The organism is Salegentibacter profundi (genome assembly GCF_054121475.1).
Genome location: NZ_JBSYGG010000007.1, coordinates 131,964 through 156,693 on the forward strand (window position 1 = coordinate 131,964; position 24,730 = coordinate 156,693).

The 24,730-nt window shown below is 41.2% G+C and carries 23 protein-coding genes; 16 read left to right on the forward strand and 7 right to left on the reverse strand.

Going from position 1 to position 24,730, the window contains the following annotated elements; genetic code table 11:
* Positions 1 to 5 precede the first annotated feature (5 nt).
* Positions 6 to 548 (forward strand): DUF6452 family protein, encoded by a 543-nt coding sequence (locus ACW6NC_RS10815; RefSeq protein ID WP_457865967.1) that lies wholly within the window; start codon positions 6 to 8, stop codon positions 546 to 548.
* Complete coding sequence (locus tag ACW6NC_RS10820) at positions 514 to 1,218, forward strand: DUF6048 family protein (RefSeq protein ID WP_457865969.1); 705 nt, start codon at positions 514 to 516, stop codon at positions 1,216 to 1,218. The genes ACW6NC_RS10815 and ACW6NC_RS10820 overlap by 35 nt, the downstream gene beginning before the upstream one ends.
* Before the next feature lie 11 nt (positions 1,219 to 1,229).
* On the opposite strand, the gene ACW6NC_RS10825 is transcribed toward ACW6NC_RS10820, so the two are convergent.
* On the reverse strand, positions 1,230 to 2,390 hold the full coding sequence (locus ACW6NC_RS10825; RefSeq protein ID WP_457865970.1) for a THUMP domain-containing class I SAM-dependent RNA methyltransferase: 1,161 nt from the start codon (positions 2,388 to 2,390) through the stop codon (positions 1,230 to 1,232).
* Positions 2,391 to 2,569: 179 nt separating this feature from the next.
* Here ACW6NC_RS10825 and ACW6NC_RS10830 point away from each other — a divergent pair, with 179 nt between their 5' ends.
* From ACW6NC_RS10830 to ACW6NC_RS10860, 7 genes are all read left to right on the forward strand, one after another.
* Positions 2,570 to 3,238, forward strand: a complete 669-nt coding sequence (locus ACW6NC_RS10830; protein ID WP_457865971.1) for a ZIP family metal transporter — start codon at positions 2,570 to 2,572, stop codon at positions 3,236 to 3,238.
* Positions 3,239 to 3,240: 2 nt separating this feature from the next.
* Entirely contained in the window at positions 3,241 to 3,669 is a 429-nt protein-coding gene (locus ACW6NC_RS10835; protein WP_457865973.1) for a DUF4268 domain-containing protein, read from the forward strand.
* A gap of 319 nt (positions 3,670 to 3,988) precedes the next feature.
* On the forward strand, positions 3,989 to 5,017 hold the full coding sequence (locus tag ACW6NC_RS10840; RefSeq protein WP_457865975.1) for a glycosyltransferase family 4 protein: 1,029 nt from the start codon (positions 3,989 to 3,991) through the stop codon (positions 5,015 to 5,017).
* Between the two features lie 222 nt (positions 5,018 to 5,239).
* The gene (locus ACW6NC_RS10845; RefSeq protein WP_457865977.1) at positions 5,240 to 5,575 is read left to right on the forward strand and encodes a hypothetical protein; all 336 of its coding nucleotides are present in this window, start codon (positions 5,240 to 5,242) and stop codon (positions 5,573 to 5,575) included.
* Between the two features lie 161 nt (positions 5,576 to 5,736).
* Positions 5,737 to 6,363, forward strand: coding sequence for a hypothetical protein (locus ACW6NC_RS10850; RefSeq protein WP_457865978.1), 627 nt, complete (start codon positions 5,737 to 5,739; stop codon positions 6,361 to 6,363).
* 423 nt (positions 6,364 to 6,786) lie between these two features.
* Complete coding sequence (locus tag ACW6NC_RS10855; RefSeq protein ID WP_457865980.1) at positions 6,787 to 7,941, forward strand: porin; 1,155 nt, start codon at positions 6,787 to 6,789, stop codon at positions 7,939 to 7,941.
* A gap of 190 nt (positions 7,942 to 8,131) precedes the next feature.
* Complete coding sequence (locus ACW6NC_RS10860) at positions 8,132 to 8,620, forward strand: GNAT family N-acetyltransferase (protein WP_457865981.1); 489 nt, start codon at positions 8,132 to 8,134, stop codon at positions 8,618 to 8,620.
* An 81-nt stretch (positions 8,621 to 8,701) separates the two neighbouring features.
* Here ACW6NC_RS10860 and ACW6NC_RS10865 read toward each other — a convergent pair whose 3' ends face one another.
* Both ACW6NC_RS10865 and pta read right to left on the reverse strand, forming a co-directional pair.
* Positions 8,702 to 9,889, reverse strand: coding sequence for an acetate/propionate family kinase (locus tag ACW6NC_RS10865; RefSeq protein WP_457865983.1), 1,188 nt, complete (start codon positions 9,887 to 9,889; stop codon positions 8,702 to 8,704).
* A 5-nt stretch (positions 9,890 to 9,894) separates the two neighbouring features.
* A complete protein-coding gene (pta, locus tag ACW6NC_RS10870; RefSeq protein WP_457865985.1) occupies positions 9,895 to 11,988 on the reverse strand; it encodes a phosphate acetyltransferase in 2,094 nt (697 codons plus the stop codon).
* 212 nt (positions 11,989 to 12,200) lie between these two features.
* Here pta and ACW6NC_RS10875 point away from each other — a divergent pair, with 212 nt between their 5' ends.
* From ACW6NC_RS10875 to ACW6NC_RS10885, 3 genes are all read left to right on the forward strand, one after another.
* Entirely contained in the window at positions 12,201 to 13,403 is a 1,203-nt protein-coding gene (locus ACW6NC_RS10875) for a CapA family protein (protein ID WP_457865987.1), read from the forward strand.
* Between the two features lie 164 nt (positions 13,404 to 13,567).
* Positions 13,568 to 13,780, forward strand: a complete 213-nt coding sequence (locus ACW6NC_RS10880; protein ID WP_457865989.1) for a hypothetical protein — start codon at positions 13,568 to 13,570, stop codon at positions 13,778 to 13,780.
* Positions 13,781 to 13,822: 42 nt separating this feature from the next.
* On the forward strand, positions 13,823 to 14,515 hold the full coding sequence (locus tag ACW6NC_RS10885) for an aspartate/glutamate racemase family protein (RefSeq protein ID WP_457865991.1): 693 nt from the start codon (positions 13,823 to 13,825) through the stop codon (positions 14,513 to 14,515).
* Between the two features lie 72 nt (positions 14,516 to 14,587).
* On the opposite strand, the gene serA is transcribed toward ACW6NC_RS10885, so the two are convergent.
* Together serA and azu are read right to left on the reverse strand one after the other, a co-directional pair.
* Positions 14,588 to 16,474: a phosphoglycerate dehydrogenase gene (serA, locus tag ACW6NC_RS10890; protein WP_457865993.1), complete on the reverse strand. Its 1,887-nt coding sequence runs from the start codon at positions 16,472 to 16,474 to the stop codon at positions 14,588 to 14,590.
* A gap of 295 nt (positions 16,475 to 16,769) precedes the next feature.
* The gene (azu, locus tag ACW6NC_RS10895; RefSeq protein WP_457866020.1) at positions 16,770 to 17,309 is read right to left on the reverse strand and encodes an azurin; all 540 of its coding nucleotides are present in this window, start codon (positions 17,307 to 17,309) and stop codon (positions 16,770 to 16,772) included.
* A 194-nt stretch (positions 17,310 to 17,503) separates the two neighbouring features.
* Here azu and ACW6NC_RS10900 point away from each other — a divergent pair, with 194 nt between their 5' ends.
* Positions 17,504 to 19,636 carry a M3 family metallopeptidase gene (locus ACW6NC_RS10900; RefSeq protein ID WP_457865994.1) on the forward strand — a complete coding sequence of 711 codons (2,133 nt, stop codon included), beginning with the start codon at positions 17,504 to 17,506 and terminating at the stop codon, positions 19,634 to 19,636.
* 766 nt (positions 19,637 to 20,402) lie between these two features.
* Here ACW6NC_RS10900 and ACW6NC_RS10905 read toward each other — a convergent pair.
* Positions 20,403 to 20,822 carry a nucleoside-diphosphate kinase gene (locus ACW6NC_RS10905; protein ID WP_457865995.1) on the reverse strand — a complete coding sequence of 140 codons (420 nt, stop codon included), beginning with the start codon at positions 20,820 to 20,822 and terminating at the stop codon, positions 20,403 to 20,405.
* Between the two features lie 58 nt (positions 20,823 to 20,880).
* Positions 20,881 to 21,930, reverse strand: coding sequence for an alkaline phosphatase D family protein (locus tag ACW6NC_RS10910; protein ID WP_457865997.1), 1,050 nt, complete (start codon positions 21,928 to 21,930; stop codon positions 20,881 to 20,883).
* 83 nt (positions 21,931 to 22,013) lie between these two features.
* On the opposite strand from ACW6NC_RS10910, the gene ACW6NC_RS10915 reads away from it, so the two are divergent.
* From ACW6NC_RS10915 to ACW6NC_RS10925, 3 genes are read left to right on the forward strand one after another with little or no spacing between them, the layout of a single operon-like run.
* Positions 22,014 to 23,030, forward strand: coding sequence for a DHH family phosphoesterase (locus ACW6NC_RS10915; RefSeq protein WP_457865998.1), 1,017 nt, complete (start codon positions 22,014 to 22,016; stop codon positions 23,028 to 23,030).
* Entirely contained in the window at positions 23,027 to 23,584 is a 558-nt protein-coding gene (gene gldI, locus ACW6NC_RS10920) for a gliding motility-associated peptidyl-prolyl isomerase GldI (RefSeq protein WP_457866000.1), read from the forward strand. Before ACW6NC_RS10915 ends, gldI begins: the two co-directional genes overlap by 4 nt.
* 3 nt (positions 23,585 to 23,587) lie before the next feature.
* The gene (locus tag ACW6NC_RS10925) at positions 23,588 to 24,709 is read left to right on the forward strand and encodes a peptidylprolyl isomerase (RefSeq protein ID WP_457866002.1); all 1,122 of its coding nucleotides are present in this window, start codon (positions 23,588 to 23,590) and stop codon (positions 24,707 to 24,709) included.
* Positions 24,710 to 24,730: the final 21 nt, after the last annotated feature.

Consider the following 24,730-nt stretch of genomic DNA (forward strand, 5'->3'; position numbering starts at 1 on the left):
GATAAATGAAAACAGCTTTCTTTAAAATGGCACTTGTGTTATGCTCGGGAATATTTTTAGTTTCGGGGTGTCAGCGGGATGATCTCTGCCCGGCAAGCACGAATACTACCCCTTTGCTTATCATTAAGTTCTTTGATGTTGCAGAGCCGGAAGAAACCAGGTCTCCCACAAATTTACGTGTTTGGGATCAGCAAAGAGATACTATTCTTCTAAACAGGGTAAATGTTGACAGCATCGCCATTCCTTTAAAAACCTTTGAAAATAATACGGAATATGCCTTTACCATTAATGCCTCTGAGATTGATGAGGATGAAGAAGACGATGGGGATGGTGATTCAGAGGTCCTTGTGCCCAATACCGATATTCTCAGATTTACCTATGGCAGAGAGCAGGTGTATGTCAATCGCGCCTGTGCTTTTAAAGTGATCTATTCTGATCTTAGGCTGAACATAGATGCCGGCGAAGATGAGCCCTGGATTCAAACCTATACCGTTGAACAAACCGAAGTTGAAGATGAAACAAACCGTCATATCGCTATTTTCTACTAGTCTGATATTCCTACTGGCCACAGGGTTTTTATTCGCTCAGCAAACCACTGATTCGGATACGATAGACCAGCGGGAAAAATACGGAATACGCATTGGAGCCGACCTGAGTAAGCTGGCGCGTAGTTTCCTTGAGGATGATTACGATGGTTTCGAACTTATGGGTGATTACCGGGTATATGACAATTTCTATGCTGCCGCCGAGATAGGCTCGGAAAAACTACCATTTTCGGAAGATAATATCGCGGTGGTTTCCACCGGGCAATATCTCAAAATCGGTGTTGATTATAATGCCTATGAAAACTGGACCGGAATGGAGAATATGATCTTTGCCGGTTTGCGTTATGGATTCTCCACCTTTTCCCAGGAGCTCCACCGATACACCATTTACAACACCTCCCAATTCTTTGGGCCCGATGTCCGCAATGAAATGATCGAAAACACTGGCCTTAACGCCAGCTGGATAGAATTAATGGGGGGACTCAAGGTAGAAATCCTTAACAATCTTTACCTTTCGGCCAATGTCCAGGTAAAACGCAGACTTTTTCAGAAAACCCCAAATAACTTTGACAACCTTACCATTCCTGGATTCAATCGCACATACGACGACAGCAATTTCGGAGTGGGATACGCTTACGGACTCTCTTATCTCATACCAATCTACAAGAAGTAATTCCCATTAGCTCACTCCCTACTCCCTATCTTTCGTTTCTTTGTCCCGGAATAAATCTGGTATTTAAGAAGCTTGGACTCTAGGGCACCATTGTAGAGCTTTATCTTTCTTGAGGGGCGCAGACCTACGTGTTTTATGGCCTCCAGGTTTGAAGTAATAAACCAGGCGTCAGTACCCGGATAACCTTGTTTTAAGGTATCTCCTATAGATTTGTAGAAAGAAGGCATGTCTATTTCAAGCCTTTCTCCATAAGGCGGGTTAAAAAGCATATGTAAATGCCGCTCCCCTTCCTTTTTTGATTCAAAAAAATCCTGCCTTTCCACTTTTATAAATTCCGAAAGATTGGCATTTTCAATATTATCTAAAGCTTTATGAACCGCAGAAGGAGCCTTGTCATAACCTTTGATACTAAAGTGAAATTCCCTCACCTTTTTAAGTACTGATTCCTCTATTTTTTCAAAAAGGGCTTCATCCCAGTCTTTCCATTTCTCAAAGGCAAATTCCTTTCGATTCAGGTTAGGAGGTATATTACACGCAATCATTGCTGCTTCTATTAAAATGGTTCCACTTCCGCACATGGGATCCAGGAAATCGCATTGTCCATCCCAACCTGAAAGCAACAACATTCCGGCGGCCAGTACTTCGTTTATAGGAGCAATATTGGTAGCTGTTTTATAGCCGCGTTTATGCAAGGATTGCCCTGAGCTATCGAAAGAAACATTACAAAAGTTCTTCTCTATATGCACATTGATGCGTAAGCTAGGAAAATCCAGGTCTACATCCGGACGTTTTCCAAATTTATCCCGAAACCGATCTACGATAGCATCTTTGGTCTTCAAAGCGATATACTGAGAATGGGTGAAAATCTCAGAGTGCACGGTAGCATCGATAGCCAGGCTATCCGTTACATCCATAAACTCCTCCCAGGGCAAAGCGTAGATATTTTTATAGAGTTCTTCCTCAGAATTGATCCGGAAGCTGCGATAAGGTTTTAGGATCTTGATAGCGGTACGCAGGGAGAGATTGGCCTTATACATAAAGCCCAGGTCCCCATAAAAGCTTACGTTTCGGGTTCCTTCCTTAATATCCATCGCGCCAAGTGCCAGTAATTCCTTTGCCAGAATCGGCTCGAAACCATACATGGTCTTGGCTATCATTTTAAAATTATCCATATCGCTTTTTTAATGGTGGCAAAAATACATTAATTTTGGCGGATGTGCCGAAGAAGAGGAGCGATAAGGAAAAATCTGGTTCCTTCCAGAGAAAGGAAGCAGAAAAAGGGAGAAATTAAGTAGGTACCGCGTAATTTTTAATCAGTAAGCCGACAAACATCTATCTTATTCAGCATTTAATGATTTACGTATTACCCTTAATTTCGGTGCTTATCGGCTATATTATTTCGCGTTTCCTGAATCCGGGAACATCTACAGGGTTTAAATTACTGCTTAGTTTTAGTGGCGCTTACCTGCTGTCGGTCACAGTTTTTGAACTGTTCCCTGAAGTTTATTCCCAGGCCATTGACGGGATCGGTATTTTTATTATGCTAGGACTTTTGCTTCAGATTTTGCTGGAATTCATTTCTAAAGGAGTAGAACATGGACATTTACATACTACCGACAAAAGCACAGCTTTCCCCTTAATGTTACTGGTAAGCCTTAGCATTCATGCTTTACTCGAAGGGGTTCCCCTAGATGAAAAAGGCCATTTATTGCACGGGGTTGTCATCCATAAGATCCCTGTTGCTGCCATTTTATCGGTCTTCTTGCTCCATTCGAAGCTTGCCCATTGGAAGGTTTTTTTGTTCCTGGGGATCTTTGGACTAATGACACCCCTTGGAAGCTTTTTAAAGATGAATGTCCCATTTATAGAGGAAAACGCCGTTTATCTAAATGCCATAGTAATAGGGATATTTCTGCATGTCTCGACCACCATTCTTTTTGAAGCCTCCCGAAACCATAAGTTTAATGCCTCGAAGTTACTGGTAATCGTCACCGGGATCCTGCTTGCCTATTTTATTTAAAGATGTTCAGCAAGGAAGAGAGCAAAAAATTACGACAGCAGTTCTGGACCAGTTTCGGATTGGTATACCGTACCAAATGGATCCTCTATGATACCAAACAGAAGGAGATCCAGCTTAAATTCACTTTCAACCGTAAATTAGCCCAGGTATCCTTGGACGTTATTGATCCCGATGAGCTTGTTCGCGCCTATTACTTCGAAAAACTATTGAGCCTAAAACAAATTCTCTGGAAGGAATACCTTCCAAATGCGGTTTACGAGGATACCTATGAACTACCCGAGGGAAAATTGATCTCAAGGGTTTATGTGCAAATGGACGGGGTAAACATCCATAATCGTCAGCATTGGCCAGAGGTAATGAAATTCTTAAATGATAACATGCTTAAACTGGAAGCCTTCTTTACAGAATACCGCGATTATCTTAGCGCCTAATTGACTTCCAGGATCATAGCGCCATCAATAGCTGCCTTAGATTACTTTTTCGCCATATTGGACAAAATAGAAGATGCCAGGAAAAAATTTAGAAAACTCATTCTTATTAATGAGTTTTGTAAATTAGATAGATTCTTAAAAGGAAGGGAATTAAATTCATATTTACAGGTTTTTTAGGCTGCATAAGCTGTGAAGACTGCCAATGAGCGTTTAACTATAAGGTTTCTCTGGATTTGAATTACTTTTTCCTGACTTTTAAAAGAAAAACACCGGGTCCAATGAACCGGATTGTATACTGATTTAAACCAACTTGTAATACATGAAAGTTGCTATACTATCCCCTATTGCCTGGAGAACGCCACCGATAAAATACGGGCCCTGGGAGCAGGTGGCTTCCAATATTGCCGAAGGACTTACCGATAACAATATTGACGTAACATTATTTGCTACAGGAAATTCTATTACCAAAGGCAAGTTGCAATATGTTTCAGAACATGCCTACAGCGAAGATCCGCACATGGATCCCAAGGTCTGGGAGTGCCTACATATCAGCCATTTGATGGAACAAGCTGATAAATTTGACCTCATCCACAACCACTTCGATTTCCTGCCACTTAGCTATTCCAAACTCATTGAGACGCCTATGCTTACAACCATACATGGGTTTAGTTCTGAAAAAATTCTTGAAGTCTATAAAAAATATAACAGGACAAATTTCTATGTCTCTATCAGCAATTCTGACCGCCATCCGGAATTAAATTATACTGCAACAGTTTATAATGGTATTAACGAAGCGGAATTTACATTTAAGGAAACCTCTCAGGATTATTTATTGTTCTTTGGTAGAATTCATCCAGATAAAGGAACCTTCGAAGCCATTGAAATTGCCAAGAAATCAGGCCGTAAATTAATTATATCAGGCTTAATTCAGGATCAGGACTATTTTGACAAGAAAGTTAAGCCATTTATTAATGATGAGGATATTGTTTATGTGGGAAATTCCGGTTCTAAGGAAAGAGATCATCTTATGGGCCAGGCCTATGCACTTTTACATCCCATAGGTTTTAATGAACCTTTCGGTTTAAGCGTGGTGGAGGCTATGATGTGTGGCACCCCGGTGATCGCCTTCAATTTAGGTTCCATGGCTGAACTGATAAGTCATGGACAAACGGGATATCTGGTAAATACTGTCGAGGAGGCAGCAGAAGCTGTGGCTGACATAGCTTTTTTAAACCGGAGGTCATGTCGGCAATGGGCGTATTCAAAATTTAGCAGGAAAGTAATGGTAGGTGGCTATATGGACGTATACAAGCGAATTTTAAATCTAAAGAACCCCGATAAAAATTAAGCCATCCTAAATTTTTACGGAAATCGAAAAAAGAGCTAGATTATCTTCCTGCAAGTAAAACTCAATTAAAAATATTCCTCAATCTCAACGTCCTGCTTGTAAACATCAGGACCGGTCAGAAAAAAAATAATTAACTTGCCTAACGATCAGGTCTAAGGCGACAAATTTATGTCCCCTCCCCCATCATGACCGATACTTAAAGCATATAGAAAAAACCGGATAATGAAAAAATTCGCCTATAGTTTTCCGATCCTGGAAAATAAGATTGACCAATGGTTAAATTTCGCCAAAGTGATAAATACCACTAAAAGTGAAGAATTCAGCGCAATGCACAAAAGAATTGGTGTTAGAAAAGAGAGCTGGTTTTTACAAAAATCACCTCGTGGATATACCGTCGTTGTATATACAGAGGCCGATAGTGAGAACTTCATGAATAATTTTAAAAATGACCATTCGGATTTTTCTAACTGGTTTAGAAAAGAGGTTTCTGAACTACAGGATATTGACTTGGATCAACAAACGCAAATGCCTATAAATGTCCTCGACTGGGAAGAATAAATATTTGTTGGCTACAACAATGTATCAAGCGTCCGCTGCTTTTAAAGGGTGGGCTGGTTGGCTATAATGGAATAAAGATGATCAGAAAAGAAGACCTCACTAAATTAATTGCAAGGGAAAGGAAAAATACCTTTTTCTCTCATTTCAAGATTTTTTTCTCTTTGGATTTTACAAAATACTACGGCGAAATTAAAAAGGATGAAATTTTGCTATGGTCTTCCTCATATTGGTTGCGATTCAATTATCCAATTTTCGTACTCAAGTTTAATGAGGATAATATTTTAGAAGGGATCAGATTAGAAAAAAATCCCTTAAACAAAGTTCTTGGAAAACTTCTTTTACTAGTTACAGGAAGTTTTATAGTTTTCTTTGCCACCATACTTCAGTTAAAAGCGGCAATTATTATTATCCTAGTCTTAATAGTTTTTTCGCTGTTTTTTTATCTTCTTTTAATTAATCAGATAAATTTTGAGAAGAGGAATATGACCTTAGACCTAAAAAAAGATATATATTCGATAGAGCGCAAAGGTAATCCCTCCCTGGCAGCTCCCCCAGAGAGCGAAATTGATTCTTCAAAGGAATGGACATTAGCAAAAATCCTACTACGGGTTATTTTATACCCCTTTTGTCTGGGATTGATATATATCTCCATAACCATGATACTCCCTTCTGACAAGCCATTCTACGCTTTGTTAGGAATAGGTGTCGGGCTGAGTTATTTAGTTGCCGATTTAAGGATTTCATTTAAAAAATTTCAGCCGGCAAAAAATAAAAACAACAAGCCTTAAATCGAAATTCAGTGAATTGGACCTTATGCGAGATTGGAAAACAGGTAACAGCTTTTTTAAAACCCAAAATGTCAAGTGTTCTGCGCAAAATACTTGACCATTAAAATATTTTCTTCTTTAAACAGCGGGATTGGTCAATCAGAGTATTACACTGAAAAGAGCTTTGTAAAAAGCCTACCGACCAGAGCATTCTAATAATTAAAACAATCTGCATTTGCCCAGCTCAGGCCAAGTGAAGAGAGCCTGCTTAATCCATATTTCTTCACGAAGGTCAAGGCGTAGCGAATCAGTAAAGTATTGAATTTCAGTTCAATTAATTGTAGTAAATTTAAATGGGTCCAGGTTTGGGTTTTGAGGCTAAATCACCGATTAGTATCATTCCCACTGAATTCTTATGAAAATTTAAATCTTAATTCCCTGTTTATGAGAAGGTTGTTTTTTTTAAGCCTATTTTTATGGTTCCCTCTTCTGGGCTATCCGCAGTCCCGGGATAGTCTTCCAGATCCGATCATTCCTATAGAAAAAACAAACCTCTTGAAAAATATCGATTTCACTTTCGATATGCGTGTGGAATTTAGAGCATATAAATTCAGAGGTGGTGACCAGTATTACAACGGGATGCAGTTTCAAAATGGATTTACAGCCCTTGGGATTGCCGGTAAATTGCACGAAAAAATAAGTTTTCGTTTTAGAAACCGTTTTAACAAGGGCGGCGATGTGCAAAGCCTGGACCTATTGGGTAACAATATCGAAATTGCCTACCTCGACCTTCAAGCCAATCCGGAGCTTAAAATTCGACTTGGAAAAATGAATCCGTTTTACGGGGGATACGAATACGAGTTAAGCCCACTGTATGTTTTGGAATATAACGAAATTTACGGCAATGCCCTGGCCTTTGTAACAGGAGCTGGAATTACTTACCAGGCCTTTAAAAATCACCAGTTCGGGTTGCAGGTGTTAAACTCGCGTACCATGCTTTATGAAGATCTGTATGGTGATGTGATTGCAGAAAACATTCAGGAGCCCATTTGGCCTGTATCGGTTGTTGGCAACTGGCGGGGAAACTTTTTTGATGGAAAATTTCAAACTATCTATAGCGCAAGTTACGGCAATGAAGTAAAAAACAGGGGAACCTATTTCTTTACATTGGGCCATAAATATCAAAACGATAAGTTCACCCTGATGGCTGACTTTCATTACAGTTATGAACAGGTCGATACCAAGGGCGTGGTAACTAGGCTTCTGGCTGATGACTCAGTGGCTGAGGATGTAAGGTATATCGAAAATTGGTTAAGAGCTGAATACACTTTTAGCGCAAAATTCCAAGCTTTACTTACCCTTATGAGTAGTAGCGCTTATGATAATGTCAAAACCGAAAGCACCCACTTGGCTACTAGCTATGGCGTAATACCAACCCTTTATTACACCCCTTTTAATAATATTGATCTTCGCTTTTTCTTTGCCTATATCGGCAGGTATTACGATTACTCAAATTTTTCAAAGGAATTTCTTGGCCTGGCTAACTATAACCGGAATGAACTTAGACTTGGTGTCATTGCTCCACTTTTATTGTTCTAAGGACAATTCCAACTATTATCCAGCTTTCAAAAATAAATGGGCAGGAAACTTTCAAGGGCTGGTGTAGCATTCATAACTAATGGATCAAAAAGATTTAAATTCAATATTGTAAATTTGAAGTAAAATCAGCGATAATTAAAACCCCTATTCCGAACCTTTGAAAAAACTTCCAACATTTAAAACTTCCCGAATGATGCTTAGGGGAATTGCCGAATCCGATATTGTAAATATTTACAAAGGACTTTCAGATCCCCATGTCATTAAACATTATGGAGTTAGTTTTGATAGCCTGGAAGCAACTAAAACGCAAATGACATGGTTTGCTGCCCCTTCCCAGTTCTGGTGGGCAATCTGTTCCCCAGACAACAAGATATTTTTCGGAGCAGGAGGACTCAATAATTTCTCAAAAGCACATCATAAAGCTGAAATTGGGCTTTGGCTACTCCCCGACTTTTGGGGTCAGGGCTTGATGAGAGATGCCATGCCTTTAATCTGTGATTACGGATTTAAACAGCTTGAACTTCATAGAATAGAAGGATTTGTGGAAACGGATAATTTCAATTGTAAAAAGGCAATGAGCAAACTTGATTTCACCCACGAAGGGACCATGAGGGAATGTGAAATCAAAGATGAGAAATTTATAAGTGTTGACATTTACGCCAAAGTGAAGGTCACTTAAAAGAAATCCGTCACTGATCAAAAACCCCCAACAAGCCAAAGGCTTTTGGGGGTTTATCCATATATTTATTTCCAAGAAAGTTTAAGAGATCAATTCCAAAGTCTGCTGGGCAATTTCCAACTCTTCATTGGTCGGGATAACGAGGACTTTCACCTTGGAATCCTCGGCATTGATATACCTGAGTTCTTTTGCACGTTGCTTGTTTTTTTCCTCATTGAGTTTGATTCCGAAGAATTCCATATCCTGGCATACAAGCCCACGAATTACATCACTGTTCTCACCTATTCCAGCGGTAAAAACAATGGCATCTACCCCGTTCATAGCGGCCACGTAAGCCCCTATATATTTTTTAATACGGTAGGCATTCATATCAAGGGCTAGCTGGCACTGCCGATCGCCTTTCTGGGCCTGCTCCTCGATATCTCGAAGATCACTATAACCTGTTAGGCCCATCATACCGCTTTTGTGGTGCAGGATATCGCTCACTTCCTGCGGAGTGTATCCCAGTTGATCGATCATATAAAAGATCACTGATTGGTCTATATCACCACTGCGCGTGCCCATCACCAGGCCGTTAACCGGTCCGAAACCAAGGGAGTGATCTATACTTTGCCCATCTTTTACCGCAGTTATACTACAACCATTTCCAAGGTGTACACTAATAATCTTTGAATTTTCCTTTTTTAATTCAGCAATGGCTAATTGAGTCACATACTTATGGCTGGTACCATGAAAACCATACACCTGAATATGGTGATCTTCATAAAAAGAGGTGGGAATAGCATACTGGGAAGCGCGGGAGGGAATCGACCTATGGAAGGCTGTATCGAAAACCGCAACCTGTTTTGCCTTCGGAAACAATTGCTCTGCTACTTCGATTCCTTTCAGGTTTGGCGGATTATGTAGCGGAGCCAGGGAGAAATATTCCCTGATCTTGGCTTTTACCTTCTCATCGATAATGATGGTCTTTGAAAAAGTATCCCCTCCATGGACCACCCTGTGTCCAATTGCGGGAATTTCTGAGGCATCTTTTATTACCCCATTGTCCGGATCCAAAAGAAGATCGGTGATTGCCTTTAAGGCTACCGCATGATCGGGAACATCCTGTTCCTTTGAAACTGTATTGGAATGGCTTTTATAATGCAACTTTGCCTCTTCAAGACCAATGCGCTCCACCATCCCTGAAGCAAGCACAGTTTCTTCCGGCATTTTGATAAGCTGAAATTTTAAAGAAGAGCTACCTGAGTTTATGATTAAGATATTTTTCATTTTCATTAAATTCCTTGCGCCTGGATGGCTGTTAAAATTACTGTATTATACACATCATCTACCGTGCAGCCTCTACTAAGGTCATTTACGGGTTTATTGAGTCCCTGAAGCATAGGCCCGATTGCCAGCGCTCCTGTTTCGCGTTGGACGGCCTTATAGGTATTGTTTCCTGTATTTAGATCAGGGAATATAAGCACATTGGCCTGCCCGGCCACTTCAGAATCGGGTAGTTTTGATCTTCCAACACTCAAATCCACGGCCGCATCATATTGAATTGGTCCCTCGATTTTCAGGTCGGGTCTCCGGGATTTTACTATTTCTGTAGCCTCACGAACCCGGTCCACATCAGCTCCTTTTCCTGAACTTCCTGAAGAATAAGAAAGCATCGCAATCTTCGGTTCGATGCCAAAGGCAGCGGCACTCTCAGCAGAAGAAATAGTAATCTCGGCAAGTTCTGCCGCTGATGGATTCGGGTTAATGGCACAGTCTCCAAATACCGATACCCTATCTTCAAGGCACATAAAGAACACCGATGAGACTACCGAAACCCCAGGTTTTGTCTTAATGAACTGAAGGGCAGGTAGGATGGTATGTTGCGTAGTATGAGCTGCTCCTGATACCATGCCGTCCGCGTGACCTTTATGGATCATCATGGTCCCGTAGTAAGATACATCGCTCATACGGTCTTTTGCCATATCCATATTGACTCCTTTATGTTTCCTGAGTTCATAAAAGGTTTCTGCATAATCAAGGAAATTAGCTGAATTTACCGGGTCGATAATATTAACCTTATCAAAATCAAGAGCAAGGCCCAATTTAGCTACTGTTTTCTTGATGGTTTCCTCGTCTCCCAAAAGTGTGATATCCACCAGATCCATATTGATCAAACGCGCGGCAGCAGTTAAAATCCTTTCATCGGTTCCTTCCGGAAGGACGATATGTTTCTTACTCTGTTGGGCTCTTTTAACAAGGTCATACTGAAACATCCGGGGTGTTCTCCCGTGTGGCTTGTAGTTGGTGAGTTTCTCTACCAAAGGATCAAAGCTAACATAGCGTTCAAAAATACTGATGGTAGTTTGTATTTTCTGAATACTATCGGCATAGATATTGGACTTTATAGCCCCCACTTTATTGGTAACCATGAAGGTGCCCTCTTCAACGGAAATAATCGGGACAATATCGGAAAGTCCTTCTATGAGTTTAATTATTGAATTTTCAGGAGTAAGTCCGCCTGTAAGGATGATCCCTGATATGCGTGGATAATTACTTGAGATATTAGCCTGTAAGGCACCAAGGATAATATCTGCCCTGTCTCCTGGGGTAATTACCAGACTTTCGTTTTTCAGGGTATTGAGGTAATTACGAAGCTGCATGGCCCCCACCCCAAAGTTACCGGTTTGATTATCGAGGAATTCCTCGCCAAACAATACTTTCCCGTTTAAAGCCTTTACAATCTCCTTTAGAGTAGGGTTGTTGAGATTATCGATAAGTGGGATTGAGAAAACCTCCACTTCCTCTGGCAAAAACCCGCGCATATTCTTTTTAGCGGGCTCCAGATTCTCCACCATAATTTTATTGCTTACCATGGCAATTACCTGGACATCCTTGTCTTTAAAAGCCCGGTAGGCCATTTGCTGATTTCCGAGAAGCTCCTCCCAGGTTTTGTGTTGACCACTCACAATAATAATCACCGGAATACCAAGATTTTTTGCGATCACTACGTTCACATCAAACTCAAAAACGCTACCTTCTCCGGAAAAGTCGCTGCCTTCCACAAGGATAAAATCAAACTGATCTTCAAGGGTTTTATATTTCCTGATAATGGTATCGATCACTTCTCCGGCCTTACCTTCATTCCTTTTCTGAACCACCTCACTTCTGGTATAGGCATAGGTATCTTCGTAAGGGATATCCAGATCAAAATAGCTCAATACTGTATCAATATGGTTGTCTTTTTCTCCAATGGGCATATCATCAATAATAGGCCTGAAATAACCTACTTTAACCATTTTACCCAATAAGGTACGCATAAGTCCAAGGCTGATCATGGATTTCCCGCTATGGGATTCCAGCGTGGCAATGTATATTCCTTTGTTCATGATTTTTAATTTGTGATACAAAAATAGGGCTTATAAAAAATCCCATCTCCTGTTCACTACCAAAAGATCAGAAAAACTGACTAAAATCAAGTTTGACCGAAGTTAAAAGATTGTAAAAATTATACCACAAGGACCTAAAAAATCTTGGAAATCCAGATTCAAAAGCACAGATCTTCTTATCTTAAGAGTGGTATTTGAATCAGGAGATTAAAATGAAGCGGAATCATAGATTAGTGGTGTTGATGTGTCTGCTAATTGTTGCAGGACCTGGACTATTAGCACAAAAACGAATAAAGAAAGTGGAAGATGCCAATAAGACAATAAAGCTTTTCCTGAGCGGCGATGTGATGACAGGAAGGGGTATCGATCAGGTACTGCCCAATTCGGTAGATCCGATCCTGTATGAAGCCTATGTGAAAGATGCACGGGATTACGTGCTTTTGGCTGAACGGGAAAATGGAAAGATAGCCCGACCGGTTGACTACAAGTATATCTGGGGCGATGCTCTTAGGCTCTGGGAGCAAAATGCCCCGCATTTGAGAATCATCAACCTGGAGACCAGCATCACTACCAGTGATAAGGCCTGGCCAGGAAAAGGCATTCATTACCGGATGCATCCTGAAAACGTAAAAGTGCTCACTGCTGCCGGGATGGACCATGTAAGTCTGGCCAACAACCATATCCTGGACTGGGGTCGCCAGGGGCTGGAAGAAACTATGCAGACGCTAAAGGCTTCGAAAATTTCTTTTTCCGGAGCTGGAAAAAACGATAAAGACGCAGCCCGAGCCTCCATCCTACAGACTCAAAACGGACGGATCCTTGTCTTGTCCTATGGCATGCCCAATAGCGGGATTTTCCAAAGCTGGGCTGCAGAAACAGACCAATCCGGGCTAAATTTCCTTCCAGGTATGAGCCAGAAGGATTTTGCACGCATAAAAGAGGATATTGAGCAACAAAAACACCAGGGAGATCTTGTTTTGCTATCCATACATTGGGGTGGCAACTGGGGCTATGACATTTCTCAACGGCAACGAGAATTTGCTCATCAACTTATCGATAAGGCCAATGTGGATATCATCTTTGGTCATTCTTCTCATCATCCTATGGGAATGGAGGTTTATCAAAATAAACTCATTATTTATGGCGCGGGAGATTTCATTAACGATTATGAAGGTATAAGCGGTCACACCCAGTACCGCAGTGAACTATCCCTGATGTATTTTCCTGAAATCGAAGCCCGTACAGGCGAGCTTAAAAGCTTAAAAATATACCCGATGGAGATTAAAAAATTCCGTTTACATCGTGCTTCCAAAAAGGATACCAACTGGCTTGAAAAAACCTTGACTCGGGAAGGTGAAAAACTGGGGACACACCTACATAAGGATCAAGAAAATATTCTCTGGCTTAAGTGGTAGGATAAAAATCGACCTTTTACTGATCTTGCTCATAAAATTCCTACCAGGAAATGCCGAAATTGGAGGCTGAGTAGAATTAAAATGCAGTGTAACTGCTGTTACAGTGAAAAACCACGACAAACACTATATTTAAAAAGGTGGTGTAACTCTCAAATACAGCAATCATGAAAGCCAATATTTTTGTAACCAACCTGATGAGCCAGCGGGCTGCTCAGCGCACGCTAAAAAAAATCTCATCAGTGCCGGGACTTAGTGAAATAAAAATCGATGCGGAGCGCACCAAGATCTCCTTCAAGTATAATTCAGATGAAGCTGTTTTCAGCCTTCTCAGTATCCTGAAAAACATAACACATCCTTACATAACCGGCGGTTTATAGCGCCCAGGTCAAATAATAAACTATTAACTTAATTTGAAAAAAATGAAATTACTTGGAATGATAGGAGGTACATCCTGGCACTCTACCATTGAATATTACCGGCTGCTCAACCAGTTGGCCGGGGAAAGGATAGGCACCGATCAAAATCCACCACTCTTATTATATAGCCTTAATATTAAGTTGATGCGTGAGCAAAATCTAAAAGCCATCAACAGCGCGTATCTAGAGATCGCCAAAAAACTGGAAGCTGCCGGGGCTAGTGCAATTATAATTTGCGCGAATACTCCCCATATGGTGTATAATTTTGTTCAGCCAAAAATTAATATTCCTATCCTTCACATTGCTGATGCAGTTGGAATTGAAGCTCAAAAAAAAGGCTATAATCGCCTTGGACTTTTAGGAAACAAACCTACAATGACCAAAGGTTTTTTACAGAACCGACTTAAGGAGGTCTATAACATTGAAGTGATTATCCCGGAAAATCAGTATCTTGATGATTGTCATAATTTTGTCTCTAAGGAATTAACCCAGGGAAAATTTACCGATAAGGCTAAGACATTTTTCTTAAACCAATTGGAAAACCTACAGCAAAAAGGTGCGGATGCCGTGATAATGGGCTGTACCGAGTTACCTATCCTGATACCACAAGATCTCACTAATATTCCTTTATTGGAAACCACTGATTTGCATGCACAGATGGCCGTAGATTTTATTTTTGAAGACCAAAAATCCTAGGCAGTCAAATATTAAAATAGATCAAAGGCACAATATCCGCGGATACTGTGCCTTTTCCATACGTTTTTTCTTCTAATAAAGGACTCTGAAACGAATTGTTCCTTTTAATCCTTTTAGGTCTTTTATTACCGCCTTGTCATATTCTTTATCGATATCGGTAATCACATAACCGACGGTCTCATTGGTTTTAAGATACTGCCCCACGATATTGATGTCATGATCCGCCAGGATTCGGTTAATATCTGCCAGGATTCCTGGCACATTTCTGTGAATGTGAATTAAGCGGTGTGCATCTTTAAGTACCGGCAATTGCAGATTAGGGAAATTGACCGAATTTGTCGTACTACCGGTATTGATATATTCGATTATCTTCCCTGGTACAAAGTTCCCGATATTCTCTTGCGCCTCCAGGGTACTTCCACCGATGTGCGGTGTTAGGATCAGATTAGGCAGGTCGCGAAGTTCAGAACTGAATTCTTCGTTATTGGTTTTTGGTTCTTTTGGAAAAACATCGATCCCTGCTCCGGCTACCTTTCCAGATTCGATATTTTCTTTTAAAGCCTGTATGTCCACAACATGACCCCGGCTAAGGTTCAGGAAGATCACTCCATCCTTCATTTGAGCAAACTCCTCTTTACCGATCATATTCCGGTTTTCCTTACGACCATCGACATGGAGGGTCACTATATCTACGGTATTGAAAAGCTCTTTGAGGGAATTGCATTTGGTTACATTGCCCAGGGGCAGTTTCTCCTGGATATCATAATAATACACATCAAACCCGATTGACTCTGCAACTACGGAGAGTTGAGCCCCTATATTCCCGTAGCCAATGATCCCCAACTTCTTACCTCGGGTCTCAAAACTATTATTGGCCGATTTTTCCCATTTTCCCTGGTGCATTAACCGAATCTTATCGGGCAGGTTACGCATAAGCAGGATGATTTCACCAATTGCGAGTTCCACTACAGAGCGGGTATTGCTATAGGGAGCATTAAAGACCGCAATTCCTTTCTTTAGGCATTCTTCAAGGTCAATTTGGTTGGTCCCTATACAAAAAGCCCCTACCCCGATTAAGCGGTTGGCGTTTTCCAGGACCTTTTTAGTGAGGTGTGTTTTTGACCTAATCCCGATCACCGACACATCTTTTATCCTTTCGCATAGTTCATCTTCATCCATAGCTCCAGGGTGCACACTTACATTATAACCTTCCTCCTTCATGATATCAACGGCATCCTGATGGACATTTTCGAGCAATAAGACGTTTATTCTGTTTTTGGGGTAAGAAATAGCTTTGTTCATATTATGTACAAATAAAAATTCATCGAGACTCGGGGTTATATGGTCAGCTTTCTCAAGGACCTTCTCCCGTTCCACGTTTTCGGTAAAAGCATAAAATTTATTGGCTAATCCAGAAGCCTTGATCTCATAATCGGTATACCCATCCCCAATGACATAAACATCACCCTGAAGATTGAGCCGTTTTAACTGTTCTACTTTCCCGTTGTTTGATGATAAAACATTATCCCGGTCAAATCCAACAATCTTCCGATTTTCATCAAATTCAAAGGTATTGGCAAAAACATTCTCAGGGCGCACACCGTATTCCTCTACGATGGGGACAATGAACTCCTTGAAGCCATTGGAGATAATGTAAATATTCTCATGGTACTCTTCAAAGAACTGACGGTTTCTGACGAAAGAAGAAGAAACCCTTTTTTTCAGGTTTTCAATTAAAGGTGGAAGATGATCTTCATGTGCTTTTAAAAGCCTTAACCGCTCTTCCAGGGATTTGCGAAAATCCAATTCCCCTTTCATCCCAAGATCGGTAAGATTTTCTACCTCCCTGAGGTTGTTATGCCTCTGGCTATCCCCTTCCAGGGATATTTCCCCCAATACATCGAGGGCTTCAACTTGTGTAAAAGTGCTGTCAAAATCAATAACAATATGCCGTTCCATTCAAGATCTTTTAGGACTAAAAAATAAAAGGCTAAAACTACAGTTTTTCAGACTTTTGAAAGCCTCAAATTATTAAAAATTTCAGCCTTAATAGTGGCTCGTTGATGGTTTTTATAATATTAATAATTACCATCCTGTATTTTGATTTGATTTTAAAGAAATGACAAAGAACAAAGCCCGAAATTAGCTTATTCCCATTTCAAAAAGGCAAAAATTTTTGCCCGAACCTGTCAAAAATAAAAATGCCTGTCTTCATAACTGGAAAACAGGCATCAATAGGATTAAAAACCTTAGTTTATTCTACGATAAACTTCCCTTTCATTAAGGAATAATGACCAGGGAAAGAACATATAAAATCGTAAGTCCCTTTTTCCGGAGCTTCAAATTCGATGGTAGCGCTTTCACCGCCACCAAGCATCTTAGTATGAGCGATCACCTGATCGGTTCCCTCAGGGATATAATCATTGTCTTTAGCACTAACGGCAGCGCCTCCAAATTCGGAAATAACAGTTCCCTGAGTTAACAGGACCCAATTGTGACCCATGGCGTTTTTATCCATCTGGCCCACATGCTTAAGAGTTAAACGCACGGTTTGTCCGGCCTTAACTCTAATTTCATCCTTGTTAAAACGCATTTGATCATTACCTTCAATGGTGATCTCCACCACATCAGAATCGGAAGTTTCCTCAGATTCCACCTGTCGGCTTTGCGTGGTCTCTTCCGTTGAAGTATTCCCAATGGTAGTTTGTTCCTCGGTGTCTTTTTCTTTCTTATCACCGCAGGCAATCATGGCCATTGCTCCAAAGATCAATACAAATTTGCTTAAATTTTTCATCATTAGTTAATTAACAGTTCATAATTAAATTAGCCAGGGTTCTCATGTTTTGAAAACCCTTTTCAAATATAAAAGTAATTTTTGTGGCAAGCACCCGTTTAAAGAAAACTTTGAAGCTAAATGTTAAAAAAAGAATAAGGCCAGATTTTTATTTCTTCGTATCTTCAAGGCATTAAAATTTAAATTAGTTTTTAATGAAAAAAGTTATAAAAAATGCCGGAATACTTGCATTGGCAACCGTTTTAAGTTCCAATGCTCTGGCACAGGATAAGGATATGGATAACATTTTATTAGCCCAATGGGAAGGACCCTACGCTGGTGTACCCGCATTTGACCAAATGGAAGTTGACCTGGTAAAACCCGCTATGGAAAAAGCCATGGAGAGGCACCTGGAAGAAATCGATGAAATCGCCAATAATCCTGAGGCTGCCACTTTTGAGAATACCATTATACCAATGGAAAAGGCCGGCCAGGAATTGAGAAGGGTCTTTACCTATTATGGTATCTTCAGCAGTAATATGTCTAGTCCTGAATTCCGAGAAGTTCAAAAAGAACTTTCCCCAAAAATCTCGGAATACAGCTCTAAGATTTCCCAGAACGAGGAGCTTTTTAAAAGAATTGAGAAAATTTACAAAGATTCCCGTGAAGACCCTCTGGGGGCACAGGAGCAAAGGGTTGTCGACCTTATTTATGAGGAATTCGCCATGGAAGGTGCTGCCCTTAACAAGGAAGATAAAGAGCGTTACGCGGAAATCAATAAAGAACTCTCAACGCTCTATACTCAGTTTTCAAATAACGTGTTAGCCGAGGAGGAGAATTACGTGGTGTTCCTGGATGAAGATCAATTAAGTGGTCTTCCGGAATCCTATATAAAATCCGCAGCGAGCGCCGCGGAAGAAAGAGGCCAGCCAGGTAAATTTGCTGTGACCAATACGCGCTCTTCCATGGATCCTTTTCTGACCTATTCCGATGAAAGGGAATTGCGAGAAAAAGTATGGACTAACTATTATTCCCGTGGAGACAATGATGATGAGTTTGACAATAATGAAGTGATTAAAAAGATTCTCAAACTTCGTGATGAGCGGGTTGAACTTCTGGGATATGATAACTTTGCCCAGTGGAGATTGCAAAATCGAATGGCTAAGAATCCTGAAAATGCCATGGAACTCATGGAGGCAGTATGGCCCGCGGCGCTGGCCCGGGTGGAACAAGAAGTTGAGGATATGCAGGCCATAGCCGATAAAGAAGGTGCCAATATTACCATAAAACCCTGGGATTATCGATATTATGCGGAAAAGGTCAGAAAAGACAAATATGACCTGGACAGTGAAGAGGTAAAACAATATCTGGAACTGGGCAATTTAACCCAGGCGCTATTCTTTACCGCCGGAGAGATTTTCAATTTTGAATTTACTCCCGTAGAAGAAGGATCGGTTCCCGTGTTCCATGAAGATGTGAATGTCTGGGAAGTTACCGATAAATCTACCGGTGATCTAATTGGTCTGTGGTATCTGGATCCTTTTGCACGCCAGGGTAAACGTTCTGGTGCATGGGCAACCACCTATCGAAGTTATTCCGAACTCCTTGGTGGAGAACCGGTCTTAGCCTCCAACAATTCGAATTTTATTGAAGCCGCCCCCGGAGAACCTGTGCTTATTTCCTGGGATGATGCCACAACTTTCTTCCATGAATTCGGTCACGCCCTGCACTTTTTGGCTGCCGATGTGAAGTACCCTACCCTAAACGGGGGCGTAAGAGACTACACCGAATTCCAATCGCAGCTATTGGAACGATGGCTCTCTACCGACCAGGTGATCAACCGCTTCCTTCGTCATCATGAAACCGATCAGGTAATTCCTGATGAGTTGGTGGCCAAGATCAAGAATGCCTCTACCTTTAACCAGGGATTTGAGACTACCGAATTCCTTGCTTCAGCCTTAATGGATATGAAGTATCACACCACTGATCCTGACCAGATCGAACCGCGGGAATTTGAAAAGAAAACTCTGGAGGAACTGGGGATGCCAGAAGAAATCGTGATGCGTCACCGTTCTCCGCATTTTGGTCACGTATTTTCTGGGGAGGGTTACGCCACTGGATATTATGGTTACCTGTGGGCCGATGTGCTTACCTCTGATGCTGCTGAAGCTTTTAAAGAAGCTCCCGGTGGATTCTATGATAAAAACGTTGCACAAAAACTGGTGAAATATCTATTCGCCCCAAGAAACGCGATGGATCCTGCGGAAGCTTACAGAAGCTTTAGAGGCAGGGATGCCAAAATTGATGCCTTAATGCGCGATCGTGGGTTCCCCGTACCTGAACAATAAAAGAGTTTCGAGTTTAAAAGAATCTATAAAAACCTGCCATGGAAATCTTTCCTTAGGCAGGTTTTTAATATTTAAATATCACGAATTATTCATTGGCCCTGGCCGCCAGGTTATGGGGGCTACTTGGAAACCGATAAAGAAATAAATTATTCTTCGTGATCTTTTCCAAAGGCACAGCCAAAAGCCTCTTACCGCGCCTAGAAAGGACCAGAAAGTAAGTCTGATCTATTTTTTTTAGATAAGAATGCAAAATTTTATTTTCAGGATGGTTTTAAAAATCAATTTCAAAATTACTGCCAGCCCGCTCTAAATTATATTTAATTGGTAAGCTGGTCTGCTCTATGCTCAGCGTTGGCTTATATAATCTATAGCATTTTCCAGTCTGTCAGAAAAAATACTTAAGCGGTTAGGGTTTTTAAAACTGAATTTGGCAATGCCCAGGCCATCTATTTTCAACTTATTGTTATTCGTTTTATATGAAGTCCTGGTAATAAACCGGTCAAAATTAAAATGGAATAACGAATTTTCACTCACCTGCATGAGGTGTATCCCTGGAAAAGCTCCGAGATTTTGATTTCCGGAGAAAATCCATTTTCCTTCAAGCTTCTGGGCAGCCGTGGAAAAACTTACAAATACGCAATTAACCGATAGTATCCGGATAATTGGGAAAAAAGGCTAGCAATACCTATGCCTGTCGGATCATGCATACATAAAAAAAGCCAGCAGCGAGTCACTGTTGGCTTTCGGTATCTTTTTAAAGGGTTGTTTAGAACATCTCCCTACCTGCAAAATGAAAAGCACCTTCAATGCTGGCGTTTTCATCGCTATCACTTCCATGTACCGCATTTTCGCCGACAGAAGTGGCATATTTCTTACGAATAGTGCCTTCCGCAGCATCTTCAGGATTGGTAGCTCCAATCAAGGTCCTGAAGTCCTCCACAGCATTTTCCTTCTCCAGTATAGCCGCTACAATAGGTCCGCGGGTCATAAATTCCACCAATTCTCCGAAAAATGGACGCTCCTTATGGATCGCGTAAAATTCCTCCGCATCGGGTTTGGTCATTTGAGTCATCTTCATCGCTACAATTCTAAAACCTGAAGCGGTAATCTGTTCTAATATTCCACCGATATTCCCTTTTTCTACTGCATCGGGTTTGATCATGGTGAATGTTTTGTTTCCTGCCATTTTATCCTTTTTAAAAATTTGTGCAAAAATAACTAAATACCTTCCAAAAGCAAGTTGTTTAATGCTTTATATGTGGGTAATCTACTTCATACCGTTGTAACAGGCGGTTTTCTTCTCCTCGCATTTCCATCACAACCCGGTTGTTTTCAAGATCAAATTTTAAAAGCCCAAAATTAATAAGGCTTACCACTTCTCCTACTCTATGACGATTTGGTTCCCCGCTAAAATCGCTATAACTATGGGTAAGACCACTGGAGGTAAATTCTATCAGCGGAAAATCCAGCTCCTTTGAATTCAGTCTGGAAAATTCCGAAATATGACGGTCTCCACTTAAAAGGATGGTATTTCGGGCCTGGGAAGCCTCTATTAAATTAAAAAGCCTTTCTCTTTCCGCCGGGAAATTACCCCATGTTTCAAATCCGTGCTCATCAGGGATTACCTGGACACTGCTGAGAATTAAATTGAAGGTGGCTGTGCTGGTTTTTAACTCCTCTTCCAGCCATTGCCATTGCCGGACCCCGAGAATAGTTCCATCAGGATTGGTTTTATATCTCTTACCAGAAATTTCGGCAGGTGCAAGGCTATCTCTGAAATAACGGGTATCGAGAATTATGAGCTTAATATTCCCATTTGGAGTTTCCAGGAGCTCACTATGGTAAACTCCTGCCCTTTTTCGCCTGGGATCCTGTTGAGAAACTCCCATAAAATCAAGAAAGAGTTGCTGGCTTTGCGCTCTGTATTCCCAGTCTTCCCCACCGTCATTAAGCCCATAGTCGTGGTCATCCCAGGTGCCGTAGACCGGGATGGTAGTCCTTAGTTTATTATATCCCGGTATTTGTTTTTGCTTGTGGTAAAACTCCTGCATCAGTTCCATATTCCGGGTATCCGCATAGATATTATCGCCACCCCACAAAAAGATATCGGCCTGATTTTCCATTATTGGTTTCCAAAGAGGCTGGTCAGCCTCCTGTCTGTTACAACTTCCAAAAGCAAGAACGAAATCGTATTTACCTTCGAGAGATTCAGCAGGAAATTCTATGGAACTTTCATTGACACTCCCGCAGGAAATAATAATAAATAAGGGTAAAATTCTTAATATTAATTTCATTTTTTGTTGATTTGCTTCAGCACCAAATTTAAAGATTCATTTATTAGTAAAAATTAATAAATTGTATCTTTAGCCCATAAACTATGATAGAACAAAGCATTTTAGAGATTACTGCTGAGCTAGCAAGAGCTAGGGACATAGTCATTGTGCCCCATAAGGGACCGGATGGCGACGCTATAGGAGCCTCTCTGGCGATGTGGCATTTCTTAAAGGATAAAGGCCATAATCCCCAGGTTATTGCACCAAATAACTATCCAGATTTTCTCAAATGGCTACCCGGTAGCCAGGAGGTAATTATCTATGAAAATGAACAGCAACGATGCAACCAGCTCATAAAGGATGCCGACCTGGTTTTTACCCTTGATTTTAATGAACTAAACCGGGCCGGAATGATGGTAGAGCCCCTGATAGATTCCCAGGCGGTTTTTGTTATGATAGACCATCACCAGGAACCCTCCGACTATGCCAATCATACGTACAGTGATGCTTCGATGAGTTCCACCTGTGAGATGGTATATCACTTCCTGGAAAAACTAAGAGCGGCAAATCATATAAGTCCCGAAATCGCTACCTGTCTCTATACGGGAATCATGACAGATACGGGTTCCTTCAGATTCAGTTCAACCAGTAGTCTTACCCATCGTGTGGTTGCTGACCTTATCGATAAAGGTGCAGAAAACTGGAAAATTCACAACAATGTTTTCGATACCAGTTCTGAGAAACGATTACAGCTATTAGGTACCGCACTAAGCAACTTAAAGGTCCTGCCTGAATATCATACGGCCTATATTAGTCTTTCCCAGCAGGAACTTGATCATCATGATTTCAAAAAAGGCGATACCGAAGGTTTCGTGAATTTTGGCCTGACCCTGAAAGGCATTAATTTCGCGGCTATTTTTATAGAAAATAAGCAGGAAGGCATCATAAAAATCTCTTTCCGTTCCAAAGGCGACTTTTCAGTGAATGCTTTTGCAAGGGAAAATTTCGAGGGAGGCGGGCATATCAATGCCGCTGGGGGGAAGAGTACATTAAGCCTTAAAGAAACCCTGGATCGGTTTGAGGCCTTATTGCCGAGGTACAAAAATGATTTAACATCATGAGAATCGGTTTTATTATATTAAGTTTAATGATGCTCGGCGCCTGTAAATCCCCCGAAGCACGCTATCCGGTTAGTCAAAATTCAGGTTCTTATATTAGGGAATCCGTAGCACGTAACCGGCAACTCGTGGCTTCTGAGGAGGCCTATATCAAAACCTTAATGGAAAAGGATTCCACTACCAGATACCACGCCTCCAAAGACGGATTTTGGTATTATTACAATGAAAAAGCTACCGACAGCTCTAATACCGAGTTTCCAGAATTCGGAGATCTTGTAACCTTCGATTATAGCCTCTCCACCCTTGATGGGAAACCTATTTACGCAGAAGGTGAAAAACCAACCAGGGAATATGCCGTGGATCAGGAAAAACTTTTCAGCGGACTTCGACAAGGCTTAAAGCTTATGAAAGAAGGGGAAACCGTGACCTTCCTGTTTCCCTCCCATAAGGCTTTCGGGTATTACGGTGATAAAAATAAGATCGGAACCAATGTTCCGCTCCGGGCTAAGGTGACTTTACACGATATCAATAAAAATGAATCTAAAAACGACGATTAAATAATGAGAACAACTAACATCTTTATTCTTATGGCATTGGCCCTTACGCTCTTTGCCTGTAACGACAAATATCCAGATTTGGAAGACGGCCTTTACGCTGAATTTCAGACAAATAAAGGCAGCTTTGTCGCTGAACTTTTTTATGATCAAACCCCCATTACCGTAGCGAGTTTTGTTTCGCTTGCAGAAGGTACAAACACTATGGTAGACAGCACCTATAAAAACAAAAGGTTCTATGATGGGATCAGGTTTCACAGAATCATCGATGGATTTGTAATCCAGGGAGGGGATCCTACCGGAACAGGATCCGGTGGACCGGGCTATCGTTTCCCAGATGAAGTGGACAATGAGCTAAGCCACGATTCTAAAGGAATATTATCCATGGCTAACGCTGGACCTGGCACCAATGGAAGTCAATTCTTTATCACTCTTGGCCCTACTCCCAACCTTGATGGAAGACATACCGTTTTCGGTGAAATTGCAGAAGGTCAGGATGTAGTTGACTCTATTGGAAAGGTGGAAACTGACCCCAGTGACCGGCCCGTTGAAGAGGTAATTATTGAAAAAGTTAATATTATCCGTAAGGGCAAGGAAGCTAAAAACTTTGATGCACCCAAGGTTTTTGAACAGGAGCTTAGTGATTTAAAAGCCGAAGAGGAAGCCGCCCAAAAGCGAATGGAAGATGCTATGGCAGAGAATGCCGAAAAATTCAGCGTATTAAAAGAGGAGGCTAAAGAACTGGAAAGCGGACTCCAGATTCATTTCGTTGAAGAGGGAGATGGTGAAAAACCAGTCGATGGCCAGATGGTACAGGTCAACTATGAAGGCTATTTCCAGGACGGAAAGATCTTTGATACTAACAATGAAGAACTGGCCCGGGAACTTGGAATATTTAACCAGCAACGAAAAGACCAGGGCGGGTATGAGCCCATGAGTATTCCTTATGGTCCTGAAGCCCCTATGATTCCAGGTTTCAAAGAAGGCCTTCAACAAATGAAAGTGGGTGATAAGGCTATACTTTACGTTCCTTCCCACCTTGCCTATGGAGAAACAGGTGCTGGTAGGGTAATCCCTCCAAATACGGACCTTATCTTCAAAGTGGAACTTGTAGGAATGGAGGAATAAGAAATTCACCAGAAAGCAAAT

Coding starts and splice junctions, on each gene's coding strand:
- ACW6NC_RS10815 (WP_457865967.1), top strand. CDS start 6: ATGAAAACAGCTTTCTTTAAAATGGCACTTGTGTTATGCTCGGGAATA.
- ACW6NC_RS10820 (WP_457865969.1), top strand. CDS start 514: ATGAAACAAACCGTCATATCGCTATTTTCTACTAGTCTGATATTCCTA.
- ACW6NC_RS10825 (WP_457865970.1), bottom strand. CDS start 2,390: ATGGATAATTTTAAAATGATAGCCAAGACCATGTATGGTTTCGAGCCG.
- ACW6NC_RS10830 (WP_457865971.1), top strand. CDS start 2,570: ATGATTTACGTATTACCCTTAATTTCGGTGCTTATCGGCTATATTATT.
- ACW6NC_RS10835 (WP_457865973.1), top strand. CDS start 3,241: ATGTTCAGCAAGGAAGAGAGCAAAAAATTACGACAGCAGTTCTGGACC.
- ACW6NC_RS10840 (WP_457865975.1), top strand. CDS start 3,989: ATGAAAGTTGCTATACTATCCCCTATTGCCTGGAGAACGCCACCGATA.
- ACW6NC_RS10845 (WP_457865977.1), top strand. CDS start 5,240: ATGAAAAAATTCGCCTATAGTTTTCCGATCCTGGAAAATAAGATTGAC.
- ACW6NC_RS10855 (WP_457865980.1), top strand. CDS start 6,787: ATGAGAAGGTTGTTTTTTTTAAGCCTATTTTTATGGTTCCCTCTTCTG.
- ACW6NC_RS10860 (WP_457865981.1), top strand. CDS start 8,132: ATGATGCTTAGGGGAATTGCCGAATCCGATATTGTAAATATTTACAAA.
- ACW6NC_RS10865 (WP_457865983.1), bottom strand. CDS start 9,889: ATGAAAAATATCTTAATCATAAACTCAGGTAGCTCTTCTTTAAAATTT.
- pta (WP_457865985.1), bottom strand. CDS start 11,988: ATGAACAAAGGAATATACATTGCCACGCTGGAATCCCATAGCGGGAAA.
- ACW6NC_RS10875 (WP_457865987.1), top strand. CDS start 12,201: ATGAAGCGGAATCATAGATTAGTGGTGTTGATGTGTCTGCTAATTGTT.
- ACW6NC_RS10880 (WP_457865989.1), top strand. CDS start 13,568: ATGAAAGCCAATATTTTTGTAACCAACCTGATGAGCCAGCGGGCTGCT.
- ACW6NC_RS10885 (WP_457865991.1), top strand. CDS start 13,823: ATGAAATTACTTGGAATGATAGGAGGTACATCCTGGCACTCTACCATT.
- serA (WP_457865993.1), bottom strand. CDS start 16,474: ATGGAACGGCATATTGTTATTGATTTTGACAGCACTTTTACACAAGTT.
- azu (WP_457866020.1), bottom strand. CDS start 17,309: ATGAAAAATTTAAGCAAATTTGTATTGATCTTTGGAGCAATGGCCATG.
- ACW6NC_RS10900 (WP_457865994.1), top strand. CDS start 17,504: ATGAAAAAAGTTATAAAAAATGCCGGAATACTTGCATTGGCAACCGTT.
- ACW6NC_RS10905 (WP_457865995.1), bottom strand. CDS start 20,822: ATGGCAGGAAACAAAACATTCACCATGATCAAACCCGATGCAGTAGAA.
- ACW6NC_RS10910 (WP_457865997.1), bottom strand. CDS start 21,930: ATGAAATTAATATTAAGAATTTTACCCTTATTTATTATTATTTCCTGC.
- ACW6NC_RS10915 (WP_457865998.1), top strand. CDS start 22,014: ATGATAGAACAAAGCATTTTAGAGATTACTGCTGAGCTAGCAAGAGCT.
- gldI (WP_457866000.1), top strand. CDS start 23,027: ATGAGAATCGGTTTTATTATATTAAGTTTAATGATGCTCGGCGCCTGT.
- ACW6NC_RS10925 (WP_457866002.1), top strand. CDS start 23,588: ATGAGAACAACTAACATCTTTATTCTTATGGCATTGGCCCTTACGCTC.